At 76.4% G+C, this 12,709-nt stretch carries 8 protein-coding genes; 6 read left to right on the top strand and 2 right to left on the bottom strand.

Annotated features, from left to right (window positions below):
* Positions 1-157 precede the first annotated feature (157 nt).
* Together HPC71_RS13755 and HPC71_RS13750 are read right to left on the bottom strand one after the other, a co-directional pair.
* Positions 158-1,171: a GNAT family N-acetyltransferase gene (locus HPC71_RS13755; RefSeq protein WP_154616328.1), complete on the bottom strand. Its 1,014-nt coding sequence runs from the start codon at positions 1,169-1,171 to the stop codon at positions 158-160.
* 72 nt (positions 1,172-1,243) lie between these two features.
* On the bottom strand, positions 1,244-2,014 hold the full coding sequence (locus tag HPC71_RS13750) for a DinB family protein (RefSeq protein ID WP_154616329.1): 771 nt from the start codon (positions 2,012-2,014) through the stop codon (positions 1,244-1,246).
* A 32-nt stretch (positions 2,015-2,046) separates the two neighbouring features.
* Between HPC71_RS13750 and HPC71_RS13745 the strand changes: the two genes are divergently transcribed.
* The 6 genes from HPC71_RS13745 (at position 2,047) to HPC71_RS13720 (ending at position 12,492) form a co-directional block, all read left to right on the top strand.
* Positions 2,047-3,723 (top strand): ABC-F family ATP-binding cassette domain-containing protein, encoded by a 1,677-nt coding sequence (locus HPC71_RS13745; RefSeq protein ID WP_171896797.1) that lies wholly within the window; start codon positions 2,047-2,049, stop codon positions 3,721-3,723.
* 7 nt (positions 3,724-3,730) lie between these two features.
* The gene (locus HPC71_RS13740) at positions 3,731-4,699 is read left to right on the top strand and encodes an MsnO8 family LLM class oxidoreductase (protein ID WP_154616330.1); all 969 of its coding nucleotides are present in this window, start codon (positions 3,731-3,733) and stop codon (positions 4,697-4,699) included.
* Positions 4,700-4,718: 19 nt separating this feature from the next.
* Positions 4,719-6,635, top strand: coding sequence for a glycoside hydrolase family 9 protein (locus tag HPC71_RS13735; RefSeq protein WP_154616331.1), 1,917 nt, complete (start codon positions 4,719-4,721; stop codon positions 6,633-6,635).
* A 102-nt stretch (positions 6,636-6,737) separates the two neighbouring features.
* Positions 6,738-8,279, top strand: coding sequence for a DUF3375 domain-containing protein (locus tag HPC71_RS13730; RefSeq protein ID WP_154616332.1), 1,542 nt, complete (start codon positions 6,738-6,740; stop codon positions 8,277-8,279).
* Entirely contained in the window at positions 8,276-8,971 is a 696-nt protein-coding gene (locus HPC71_RS13725; protein WP_154616333.1) for a DUF4194 domain-containing protein, read from the top strand. Before HPC71_RS13730 ends, HPC71_RS13725 begins: the two co-directional genes overlap by 4 nt.
* A gap of 2 nt (positions 8,972-8,973) precedes the next feature.
* Positions 8,974-12,492 carry an ATP-binding protein gene (locus HPC71_RS13720; RefSeq protein ID WP_253943715.1) on the top strand — a complete coding sequence of 1,173 codons (3,519 nt, stop codon included), beginning with the start codon at positions 8,974-8,976 and terminating at the stop codon, positions 12,490-12,492.
* Positions 12,493-12,709: the final 217 nt, after the last annotated feature.

Raw genomic sequence — 12,709 nt, 5'->3', positions numbered from 1 at the left:
AGCCTGCCGGGGGTCGTGTCTGGCGGGATAGTCCGGCACACCTGCGCCCTTTCGGGGCGTCCCAAGGGCGCAGGTGTGTCGGACTATCGCCCGAGCGACCGGAAAGGGCGCGTACGTGGCGGACTATCCCGCGAATCGGGGTGGAGGCCGCGGGTCGTCAGGGGCGGGGCGGGACCAGCAGGCCGAGGGCGCCGTCGAGCAGGTCGGTCGTGGCGTCGAGGACGTTGCGGACGGTGCCGGTGACGGGAGCGACCGTGCCGCTGGTGGCCGCGTCGAGGACCTCGACGAGCTCGGTCACGACGGAGTCGAGGAGCGCCGAGGTCGGTCCGCGACCGCTGCCCGGGGTGGGACCTGGGTCGGGGCCGGGCGGCGGCTGCGGGCCGGGGGCGGGTGGCGGTGTCCCGGCGCCGGGGGCCTCGTCTCCTGTCGCGGGCGGGGCGGGCGGGGCGGGCGGGCCGGCCGGGGGAGCCGTGGGGGTGAGCACCGCGCCGGGGACCGGGACGGCCGCGGGGCCGGCCGACGGTCGGGGTCCGGCCGGGGGCGCGGGTCGGGAGTCGGGCGGGGGGCCGGCCTGGGCGGCAGGCTTGCCGCGGTCCCGGTCGAGGAACGGGACGACGTCGGAGAGCGGGCCGGTGCCGACCTGGACGGCCAGCAGCGCGACGACGCCCGCCGCGAGGATCGCCACCGCCCCGGCCGGCTCGAGGAGCCGGTCGCGCCAGCGGACGGGCGTCGTCGCGACGACGGTGGCCGGGGCGGCCGGCGCGGGCGGACGAGGCGCGGGCGGAAGAGGCGAGGGCGCGACGACGGGAGCCGGCAGGTCGGGGACCGCGGCGTCCGCGGCCGCCAGCAGAGCGGCTGCCAGGGCGGGGTCGCGGTGCGCGGGGTGGACCAGCAGCCGGTGGGCACGGCGGGGGCCGGCCGAGGTGGCGACGTACCCCACGACGTGGCGGACGCCGTCGTCGTCGAGCACGGCCACGCCCGACCACGCCGGCCGCTCGCGCTGGAGCCACTGGGCGGCGCGCACCGACCCGGCGGCGACCTCGGGCGCGACCGACGGGTCGTCGGCCACGACCGCCTCGACCAACCGGGCGACGCGCCCGCGGTCGTCGGGGCGCGCCGGCTCGACGCGCGGCCCGGCCGGCGGCTGCGCGGCGGGTGCTCGGTCGTCCATGGGCGCTCCGGGAGCGGGTGTCGGGTCCTGACGGCGGGACAACGAGCGGGGCGCCCCGGGGTACGGCCCGGTCTAGATCGCCGGGTCGTGGTCCGGCCGGTGGGGGAGGTCGAGGGCATCGAGGTCGCGCACGGCGTACCGGTGGTGCTGCCACTCCTCGGTGAGGACCACGTGCAGGCAGTGGAGGGTCGAGACCTGCCTGCCGGGCCCCCACGGGTGCTCGCACGGCACCGCGAGCCGCTCGGCGGTGAGGTCGGCGAGGAAGCCGCGGACCATCGCGACCCGGTCGCCGCGCGCCTCGAGCACCTCGGCCCACGAGGGCGTGCGCGTGGTGAAGACGGAGGTGTCGTACCCGTCGGTGGCGTACTCCGCGTTGGGCACGCCGAGCGGGTGCGTCGCCTCGGCGAGGGTGCGGCCGAGGACGCCGCGGCCGAGCCAGGTGTCGGTGGCCATGACCAGGTGCCGCAGGGTCTGGGCGAAGGACCACTCGCCGTCGACCGAGGCGTCGGCGGCGGCGGGCGGCATCGCCTCGACGCGCGCGAGGGTGCCCGCCCAGGTGCGCTCGACCGCGGCCCAGGCGGCGCGCAGCCCGTCGGGGTCGCTTGCCCGGCGCAGCGCCCGGCCGGGGTGGCGGCGGTCGAGCTCGGCCTCGACCAGCGGGGCGACGTCGACACCGTTGACGATCAGCGAGCCGCCGGCCTCGGCCAGCCACGGCGCGTCGATGTCGGCGCCCTGGACGTCCACGCCCCGCATGACCGCTCCGGACAGGTCGGCGCGGACGAAGCGGGCGCCGCGCAGGTCGGCGTCGACGAACGTGGCGGGCGCCTCCTCCTGGCGGGTCATCTCCCGAGCGTGCCACGGCTTAGGCTCGAGCGGTGAGCGCCACCCTCGTCGCCAAGGACCTCTCCGGCGGCCACGGCCACCGCGTGCTCTTCGAGGGGCTCGACCTCACGGTCGCCCCCGGGGACGTCGTCGGTGTCGTGGGCGCGAACGGCGCCGGCAAGTCCACGCTGCTGCGCCTGCTCGCCGGGGCGGACACCCCGATGGGCGGGACGGTGAGCACCGCGCCGAGCGACGCGTTCGTCGGCTGGCTGCCCCAGGAGCACGAGCGGGTGCCCGGGGAGACGGTCGGGCAGTACGTCGCCCGGCGCACCGGCGCCGCCGCCGCGACCGTCGCGATGGAGGAGACCGCCGCGGCCCTCGGGTCCGGCGAGCCCGGCGCGGACGACGCCTACGCCGTCGCCTTCGACCACTGGATGGCCAGCGGCGCCGCCGACCTCGACGACCGGCTCGGACCGGTCCTCGCCGACCTGGCACCCGATGTCGCCGCCGACGCGCTGATGACCTCGCTCTCGGGCGGCCAGGCGGCGCGGGTCGCCCTCGCGGCGCTGGTGCTGAGCCGGTTCGACGTGGTGCTGCTCGACGAGCCGACCAACGACCTGGACCTCGCGGGGCTGGCCCGGCTCGAGGAGTTCGTCCAGGGCCTGCGCGCCGGCGTCGTCCTGGTCTCGCACGACCGGGAGTTCCTCGCCCGCTGCGTGACCCGGATCGTCGAGCTCGACCTCGCCCAGCAGCAGGTGACGGTCTACGACGGCGGCTACGACGCGTTCCTCGAGGAGCGCGCGGTGCAGCGGCGCCACGCCCGCGAGGCCTACGAGCAGTACGCCGGCACGCGGGCCGACCTCGTCTCGCGGGCGCGGACCCAGCGGGAGTGGAGCTCCCAGGGCGTGCGCAACGCGATGAAGAAGAGCCCCGACAACGACAAGATCCGGCGCAAGGCGGCCACGGAGTCCTCGGAGAAGCAGGCCCAGAAGGTCCGCCAGATGGAGTCGCGGATCGCGCGCCTGGAGGAGGTCGAGGAGCCCCGCAAGGAGTGGGTGCTGCAGTTCGACATCGCTGCGGCGCCGCGGTCCAGCTCGGTCGTCGCGACCCTCAACCAGGCCACCCGCCGCCTCGGCGACTTCCAGCTGGGGCCGGTGTCCCTCCAGGTCGAGGCCGGCGACCGGATCGGGATCACCGGGCCCAACGGCGCCGGCAAGACGACGCTGCTGGACCTGCTGCTCGGCCGGACCACCCCCGACGAGGGCTCGGCCTCGCTCGGGGCGTCGGTCGCGGTCGGCGTCATCGACCAGGCGCGCACCGGCCTCGCCGAGGACCTGCCGCTCGGGGAGGCCTTCGAGGCGGTCGTGCCGGAGCTCAACCAGGCCGAGGTGCGCACCCTGCTGGCCAAGTTCGGCCTCAAGGCCGACCAGGTCGCGAGCCTCGTCTCGCGGCTCTCCCCGGGCGAGCGCACCCGCGCCTCGATGGCGCTGCTCCAGGCGCGCGGGGTCAACCTGCTCGTCCTCGACGAGCCGACCAACCACCTCGACCTGCCCGCGATCGAGCAGCTCGAGCAGGCGCTCGACGCCTACGACGGCGCGTTGCTGCTCGTCTCCCACGACCGGCGGCTCCTCGCGGGCGTCCGGCTCGACGAGCGCTGGCACGTCGAGGCCGGCCGGGTCGAGACCGCGCACGTCGCCGCCGGGGAAGGCGCACACCCCGCGGGCCGTTGAGCAGGACATGAGGCTGTCCCTGCTCGACCGCTCCCGCACCCGCACCGGCCACGCCGAGGGGGCGGCGCTGGGCCACACCGTCGAGCGGGCGGTGCGCGCCGAGGAGCTGGGCTACGAGCGGGTCTGGGTGGCCGAGCACCACGGCGTGCCCGGCGTCGCCTCCGGCGCCCCGGCCGTCCTGCTCGCGGCGGTCGGCGCGGCCACCTCGCGCATCCGGATCGGTTCCGGCGGCGTGATGCTGCCCCACCACCAGCCCTTCGTCGTGGCCGAGCAGTTCCGGATGCTCGCCGCGCTGCACCCCGGCCGGGTCGACCTCGGCGTCGGGCGCTCGGTCGGCTTCACCGCCCCGGTGCGCCGGGCGCTGCGGCGCGGCGCCGAGCAGCCGGACACCTTCGCCGAGGACGTCGCGGAGCTGCGCGACCACCTCGAGGACGCCGGGCCGGTGACCGCACGGCCCGCCGGGGTCGGGCCGGTGCCGGTCTCGGTGCTCGCGACCGGCCGCGGGGTCGAGGTCGCCGCGGCGCTCGGGCTGCCCGCGGTCGTCGGCGGGCCGGTGCTCGCCGAGCCCGACGTTGGCGAGCGGCTGGCGGCGTACCGCCGGGGCTTCCAGCCGCACCGCGGCAGCGAGCCGCACCTGACCGTCTCCCTCGACGTGCTCGTCGCCGACACCGACGCCGAGGCCCGCGAGCTGGCGCTGCCGGAGGTCTGGGCGATGGTCCGCTCGCGCCGCACCGGCGTCTTCGGGCCGCTGGAGCCGGTCGTCGACATCCGCGCGCAGCGCTGGGACGCCCAGGACGCCGCGCGCCTCGAGCGGGGGCTGGACGCGGTGGTCGCCGGCAGCGCGGGGACGGTGCGCCGGCGGCTCGAGGAGCTCGTCGAGCGCACCGGCGCCGACGAGCTGCTGGTCAGCGGCTCCACCCACGACCGGGACGCGCTCGCCGCCTCCGACGCCGCGGTGCGCGCGCTGGTGGCCTGAGCAGTGCTTCGATGAGCGGGTGCCCCTGCTGCGTGCGGTCCTCCCGCTCCTCCTGCTGACGCCGCTCGCCGCGGCACCGGTCGCCTCGGATGTTGCGCCTGCCGAGCGGGCGGCCGAGCCGGTCGCGGCGGTGGTGCGCGTCAACCAGGTCGGGTACGCCGCCGGGGAGCCGGTCGTCGCGCAGGTGATGACCGCCGCGCCGGCCCCGCGGGCGACGTACGCGCTCATCGACGCGGCCGGCGGGGTCGTCGCGTCCGGCCCGCTCGGTGCCGACGTCGGGCGCTGGAGCGATCGGTGGCCGCACGTGCACCGGGTGAGCGTGCCGGCGCCGGCCGACGGTCGCTACCGCGTCGAGGTGCGCGGCGCGGCCGCGGGCGCCTCGCCCACCTTCGCGGTCGCCCCGGCCACCGAGCTCTACGGGCCGCTCGCGGCCAACGGGGTCCGCTTCTTCCAGGCCCAGCGCGACGGCGCGGACGTCGTCGGCTCGGTGATGCAGCGCCGCCCCAGCCACCTCGCGGACCGGCGGGCCCGGCTGCACCGACCGCCGCGGTTCCGCGGCACCCGGCTCGTCGGCGACCTGCGCCCGGCCGGCGGGCGGGTCGACGTGCGCGGCGGGTGGGCCGACGCGGGGGACTACCTCAAGCTCGTCGAGACCACGAGCTACGCCGCCTCCCTGCTGCTCGTCGCCGCCCGCGACGCCCGCACGCCGGTGCCCGGGCTGGTCGAGGAGGCGCTGCACGGCGTGCGCTGGCTGGACCGCGCCTGGCTGGACCGCCGCAAGGCGCTCGTCTACCAGGTCGGGCTCGGCGAGGGCCGGCCCGGCCTGCGCGGCGACCACGACGCCTGGCGGCTGCCCCAGGCCGACGACCGGCGCCGGGTGTCGCCCGGCGACGCGGCGTACCTCCTCAAGCACCGGCCCGCCTTCGTCACCGGCGGGCCGCGTGCCCGGATCAGCCCCAACCTGGCGGGCCGGACGGCGGCGGCCCTCGCCCTGGCCGCGCAGGTCCTCGCCGAGGAGCGGCCGGACCGGGCGCGCGCCCACCTGCGCACGGCGCGCGCCGTGCTCGCCCGGGCCCGCACCCGCGACGTGGGGCGGCTGCTGACGACCTCCCCGCACGTCTACTACGAGGAGGACGAGTGGCGCGACGACCTCGAGCTCGGTGCCACCGAGATCGCGCTCGCCGGCCAGGCGCTCGACGTCCCCGCCGCCCGGCAGCGGGCCGACCTCCGGGCGGCGGCGCGGTGGGCGCGGTCCTACCTGCGCAGCCCGCGGCACGGCTGGTACACCCTGGCCCGCGACGACCAGTCCGCCGTCGCGCACGCCGACCTGGTCCGCGCGCTGGAGGCCCACCCCGGGCTGCGGCTCGCCGTCGACCGGGCCGACCTGGTCGGGGACCTGCGGGCGCAGGTCCGCATCGCGCGGGACCGGTACGCCGCCCCGCTGGCCTTCGGGGGTGACGAGGACCCGGGAGCCGACTTCGCCCTGGGTGCGTCGGTGACCGCGCGGCTGCTCGAGCGGCTGACGGGGGAGGTCCCGGCCGGACCGGTCGCCGGGGTCGGGACCGGCCTGCGCGACTGGGTGCTCGGCGCCAACGCGTGGGGCACCTCGCTCGTGGTCGGCGCCGGGACGACGTACCCCCGCTGCCCGCACCACCAGGTCGCGAACATCCTCGGCGCCCGCGCCGGCGGGCCCGGCCGCGGCGAGGAGCTGCTGGGCGCGGTCGGCAACGGGCCGGTCGCGGCCGCCGCGCTGCGCGGGCTGGGCGCGCCCGGCGCCTACGCCGAGCCGTGCTCGAGCGGGTCGTGGCGCGCCTTCGACGGGCAGGGGGCGCGCTACCTCGACGACGTCCGCGCCTACGCCGCCACCGAGCCGGCGATCGACTACGTCGCGGTCTCGGTGCTCGCCTTCGTGCTCGAGGCGGCCACCGGCCGGTAGCCGAGGCGGTGGCGCGCCTGGGGCGGGCCCGCGTTTCGGCGCTCGCGGCGGCGCCTGGGATGCTTGGCGGCTGCTGCACGGCAGGCGTCGAGGGGGTCGGGGATGAGCGGGATCGCGGGAGAGCTCGCGGGCGTCCGGCGCGCCTTCGCCCAGCCGACGCTGACCCTGCTGCACCAGCGCCAGGCCCCGGTGGTCATCACGATCTTCCGCGAGGCCTTCGGCCGCAACAACCTGCCGATCCCGACCGCGCGGCTGCACACCCAGGTCGAGGAGCACCTCGCCGAGGTCCGCGCGGCCGGCGAGACCGACCTGCCGTCGGGCACCGGCCGGGAGATCTGCCAGCGCTGGATGCGCGGCCAGTGGCTGGTCCGCTCCCTCGACGACGGCGGCCGCGAGGTCTACACGCTCACCTCCCACGCCCAGCAGGCGCTCGAGCTGGTCAAGAACCTCGCCCGCGACCGGGCGACGCTCAGCGAGCACCGGATCGCCACGATCCTCGGCACGGTGCGGCGGTTCAACGCCGAGGCCAACCCCGACCGCACCGCCCGGGTCGGCATCCTCAACGCCGAGATCGCCCGGCTCCAGGCCGAGCGGGACCGGCTCGTCGACGGCGGCGAGCTCGAGGGCGCCACCGAGGACTACATGCTCGAGGGGTTCACCGAGCTGCTGTCCCTGGTCTCGGCGCTGCCCAGCGACTTCGCGCGGGTCGAGGAGCGGTTCGCCACGATCCGCGGGGAGATCCTGGCGGCGTTCCGCGCCGAGGACCGCCCGCCGGGGCAGGTCATCGACGACTACCTCGCCCGCGCCGACGCGCTGATGACCGCTACCCAGGAGGGCCGCGCCTTCGAGGGCGCGTTCGCCCTGCTGCGCGACGACGGGCTGGTCGGCCAGCTCCGCGAGGACCTCACCGCGCTGCTCGACCACCCGCTCGCCGACGGCATCATCAGCGATGCCGAGCGCGCCGAGCTGCGCGGCACGGTCCGGCTCGTCCGCGACGGCCTGGACCGCGTGCTCGTGCAGCGCTCCCGGGTCACCGCGACGCTCAAGGACTACATCGTCTCCCGCGACGCCGCCCGCGACCGCGAGCTCGAGCAGACGCTGCGGCAGGTCGAGTCGGAGCTGATGACCTGGATGGCGACCACCGGACCGCGCGCCACGCACGACGTACCCCTGCTGCCCGCGCGCGCCGACGTCGGGCACCTGCGCGAGCGGTTCCACGACCCCGCTGACGACGTGCTGCCCGAGCGGATCGAGGTCGCCGACCCCGGCGACGCGCCGCCGGTGTCCCTGGCCGAGCTGGTCGCCCAGGGCGGCCCGCGCCTGACCGACCTGCGCGAGCGGCTCGAGGCCTCGCTGGCCTCGCTGCTGCCCGCCGGCTCGCTCGGTGAGCTCTTCGAGGGCCTCGACCCCGCGCTGCGCCGGCCGGTCGAGCTGTTCGGCCTGCTGCACCTGGCCGCCGACCGCGGCTGGGACCCCGACCCCGACGTCCTCGAGACCGTCACCGCCGTCCGCCCCGACGGCTCGCAGCGCGTCTTCGCGGTGCCGCGCACGCCGCTGCCCGACCCCGACCGCGCGCGCGACACCACCCCCGACAGCACCCCCGACAGCGCCGACCGCACCACCGGAAGTGAGACCGCCCCATGAGCCTGACCGGACCCGACCTCGACGAGCCGGTCGACCAGGCCTCGGTCTCGCTCTGGGAGGGCGACGAGGGCGGCCTGGAGCAGGCCCAGCGCCAGGCGCTGGTGACCCTGCTCAAGCAGCGCTTCGTCAGCGCGCGCACCCACCCGCGGGACTGGCAGGTGCTCGTCGAGCACGAGCGGGTGCTGCGCTCGCGGCTCAACGACCTCTTCCTCGACCTCGCGCTGGACCGGGAGCGGGAGGTCGCGTGGAAGCGGCAGGCCGTCTCCGAGACCGGCGCCCGCTTCCCGACCCTGCTGTACGACGCCGCGTGGTCGCGCGAGGAGACGATCGTGCTGGTGCACCTCCGCGACCGCCTGCGCGCCGGCGCGGCCGCGGGCGACCGACGGGTCTTCGTCGACCGCGAGGACCTCGTGGAGCACGTCGCGGGCTTCCGGCCGCCGCACGCCACCGACGAGGCGGGTGACGAGAAGCGCGCCCGCAACGCGGTGGTCAGCCTGGTCAAGGCCGGGCTGCTGATCACCGGCGACCACGAGGACCGGTTCGAGATCAGCGAGGCCGTCGAGCCGCTGCTGCCGCTGGAGCTGCTCCACGAGCTGCTCGAGGCGCTGCGGCGCGCCAACGAGGACCCGGCTCCGGTCGACGAGGTCGAGGGTGACGGGCTGTTCGAGCAGGCCGGCCAGGCAGGGGAGTGACGGTGTCCATCGACGAGATCGAGCAGCTCGAGGACGAGCGCTCCGAGGGGCTCTTCGACCGCAGGGTCGTGGCGACGCCGTCCGACGACGGGATGCAGTGGCGCGCCGCGCTCATGCAGCTGGTCAACTGGGGCGGCTTCGCGGGGCTCACCACCATCCCGCTGCGCGGCGACGCGACGATGATCTCCGGCGCCTCCGGCGCGGGGAAGAGCACCGTCCTGGACGCCTACACCGCGCTGATGATGCCCTCGGACACCAAGTTCAACGGCGCGTCCAACGACGCGGTCGCCGGCCGGGCGCGCGGCGTCGGGCAGCGCAACCTGCTGTCGTACCTCCGCGGCGCCGTCGACGTCGTCGACGACCCCCGCACCGGGCGGCCGGTCGAGCGGCTGCTGCGCGGGCAGGGCAGCGACACCTGGGGCGCGGTCGCGATGACCTTCGTCAACGACCAGGGCGGCCGGTTCACCGTGCTGCGCACCTACTACGTCCCGCGCCGGGCGACCCGGTCGGCCGACGTGCAGATGCAGCTGGCCACCCACGACGGCGCGCTGCCGCTGGGCAGCCTCGAGGTCGCCGTCGGCGAGCGGTTCCACGCCACCACGCTCAAGAAGCTCTTCCCCGGCATCCGGGTGCACCGCACCTACGCGGACTTCGCCGCCGTGCTGCACGCCCGGCTCGGCATCGGCGCGGGCGGCGACGGCGCGAAGGCGCTGCGGCTGCTCGCCCGGATCCAGGCCGGTAACCAGGTCCGCAGCGTCGATGAGCTCTACAAGGAGATGGTCCTCGAGCGGCCCAGCACGTACGCCGCCGCCGACCGCGCCGTCGAGCACTTCGACGACCTCGAGCAGGCCTACGCCGCGATGCGCACCGAGGAGCAGAAGCTCGAGCTGCTCGAGCCGATCACCGACCTGCACGAGCGGGGCACGGCCGCCGCCGCCCGCCTCGCGGAACTCGACTCCTACGGCGTCACGCTCACCGGCGACACCCCGCTGCGGCTGTGGCTGCTGCGCACCCACCTGCGGCTCATCGAGTCCGCCGTCGCGGTCAACCGCGAGGAGCGGGCGACCACCTCCGACGCGCTGGCCACGGCGCTCTCGACCGAGCAGACGCTGCTCGGCGACCTCGAGGCCGCCAAGGAGGAGCACCGCGCGGCCGGCGGGTCGACCCTCCAGTCGCTCGCGCTGGCCCTGGAGCAGGAGCGGGTCGTCCGCGACGACCGGCTCGCGCGGCGTACCGCCCTCTCCGAGCGGCTCCTCCCGCTCCTCGAGGCCACCGAGACGGCCGACGACTCCTCGGCGCTGGACCTCGACGGCGCGCTGATGTCGGCCGAGGCGTTCGCGGTGCTCCAGCAGCACGCCCGGCAGTGGCTCTCGGGCTGCCGCTCGGCGCTGGAGACCATCAAGCGCGACCGCGACGGCACCCGCGACCGGCGCTACCCGCTCCAGCAGCGCCAGGCCGAGCTGCGCCGCGAGCGCGCCTCGCTGGAGAGCCGCGCCGGGCGGGTGCCCGCCGGCATGCACGAGATGCGGGCCGAGGTCGCGCGCGCCAGCGGGCTCTCGGTCGAGGAGCTGCCGTACGTCGCCGAGCTGGTCGACGTCGCGCCGGAGGAGTCGCGCTGGCGGACCGCGGTGGAGACCGTGCTCGGCGCGAGCGCCCGGGTCATGCTCGTGCCGCTCGACCGGCTCGAGCACTTCTCGGCCGCGATCGACGGGCTGCGGCTGCGCGGCCGGCTGACCTTCGAGGGCGTCGAGCTCGACCTGCCCGACCCGGGCCCGGCCGACCCCGACCACGTCGCGGGCAAGCTGGTCCACCAGGACTCGCCGTTCAGCGGCTGGGTCCGCGCCCACGTCGCCCACCCCTCGCGCAACGCGCTGTGCGTCGAGGACGCCGCCGGGCTCGCCGGCGAGGGGCTGCGGGTCACCCCGACCGGTCAGACCCGCAGCGGCCGCCGCGGCACGCACGGCCGCGCGGACGCCCGCAGCATCATCGGCTTCTCCAACGCCGACGCGATCGCCGAGCTCGACACCGAGCTGGCCACCCTCGAGGAGCAGCTGCGGGCGATCGACGCCGAGGTCGGCGCCCTCGACCACCGCGCGGCCGTCCTCGAGCAGCGCCGCACGGCGTACGACGCCGTCGCGACCGCGCGCTTCGACGACCTCGACGTCACCGCCAGCGACCGGCGCACCGCCGAGCTGGAGCGGCGCCGCGAGGACATCCTCGGTTCGGATGACAAGCTCCAGGCGCTCCAGTCGCAGGTCGAGGAGCTCTCCGCGCGGCTGGAGGAGACCCGCCGCGAGCGGTTCGCGCTCGAGCAGCGGTCGCGGGCGCTGACCGAGGCCCACGGCGTGCTCGTTGACGACGAGGACGCGGTCAAGGACCGGCTCGAGGCCGTCGAGCGGGCCGGTGAGGTCGTGCTGACCGAGGAGCAGGACGCCGCGCTGGCCGCGGAGTTCGCCGCCGCCGCCGAGCCCGCCGACCCCGGCGACCTCGACCGGTTCCACGAGACCTCCCACCGGCTCGCCGAGGGGCTGCGCGCCGCGGTCGCCGACGCCGAGGCCGAGACCCGCCGGGTGGCCGAGGAGCTGGCCGGGATCTTCCGGCTCTACCAGGCGCGGTGGGAGTCGCCGAACCTCGGCGCCACCGCCGAGTCCTACCCCGACTACGCGCGCATCCTCGAGGAGGTCCGCGGCACCGGGCTCGCCGAGCGGCGCTCGGAGTGGCGGCGCCGGCTGACCGAGTGGAGCGGGCAGGACCTCGTGCCGCTCGTCGGCGCGATGGCCGCCTCGATCGAGGACATCGAGGACCGGCTCGAGCCGATCAACGCGATCCTGCGGCGCCTGGAGTTCGGCGCGACCCGCGACCGGCTGCGGATCCGGCTGCGCCGGCTCACCCCCGCCCACGTCACGGTCTTCCTGCGTGACCTCCGCGCGCTCTCCTCCGGCTCGACCCGCGAGCTCGACGAGAGCGAGCTGGAGGAGCGGTTCATCCAGCTGAGCCGGTTCATGCAGCAGCTGCGGCCGGCGTCTTCCTCGGCCTCCTCCGCCTCGGCCGGGGGGGCGGACGGGGTGGCCGAGGGCGGCATCTCCGACCGGGACCGGCTACTCGACGTGCGCCGCCACGTGGAGGTCAGCGCCGAGCGGTACGACCCGCTCACCGGCGAGCTCAAGGCGACGTACCGCACGCTGGGGGAGAAGAGCGGCGGCGAGACCCAGGAGCTGGTCGCCTTCATCGTCGGCTCGGCCCTGCGGTTCCGCCTCGGCGACGAGCTGCGGTCCCGGCCGCGCTTCGCGCCGGTCTTCCTCGACGAGGGGTTCGTCAAGGCCGACGCCGAGTTCGCCGGCCGCGCGGTCCAGGCCTGGAAGGGGCTCGGCTTCCAGCTCGTCGTCGGCGTGCCGCTCGACAAGGTCACCGGCCTCGAGCCGCACATGGACGAGCTGCTCGCGATCACCAAGAACAGCGCCACCCACCAGTCGTGGATCACGCCGATCCGCGACGCTGCCGCCGTCGCTGCGGACGGGTAGGGCCGGCTGGTCGCGAGGTTCATCGGCCGGCCGCTGAAACTGTCGGTGGGCCGATGGAACTTCAGCGTCCGACCGGGAGTTTTGTCGGCCGGCCGATGAATCATCCGGCCGGCCGGCCGGCGGTTCATCAAGGTATGTCGGCGAACCGTCACTTCCCCGGGTGAATTCACACGGGGGAGTGACGCGTCATCAAGGTATGCAGGCGAACCGTCGCCCG

The organism is Nocardioides marmotae (assembly GCF_013177455.1).
Taxonomy (GTDB): Bacteria; Actinomycetota; Actinomycetes; order Propionibacteriales; family Nocardioidaceae; genus Nocardioides; species Nocardioides marmotae.
This window is presented reverse-complemented; position numbering and strand designations above follow the sequence as displayed.

Bases quoted from the DNA above. Each gene is read 5' to 3' on its own strand.
- HPC71_RS13755 (WP_154616328.1), bottom strand. From the start codon at position 1,171: ATGGACGACCGAGCACCCGCCGCGCAGCCGCCGGCCGGGCCGCGCGTC.
- HPC71_RS13750 (WP_154616329.1), bottom strand. From the start codon at position 2,014: ATGACCCGCCAGGAGGAGGCGCCCGCCACGTTCGTCGACGCCGACCTG.
- HPC71_RS13740 (WP_154616330.1), top strand. From the start codon at position 3,731: ATGAGGCTGTCCCTGCTCGACCGCTCCCGCACCCGCACCGGCCACGCC.
- HPC71_RS13730 (WP_154616332.1), top strand. From the start codon at position 6,738: ATGAGCGGGATCGCGGGAGAGCTCGCGGGCGTCCGGCGCGCCTTCGCC.
- HPC71_RS13725 (WP_154616333.1), top strand. From the start codon at position 8,276: ATGAGCCTGACCGGACCCGACCTCGACGAGCCGGTCGACCAGGCCTCG.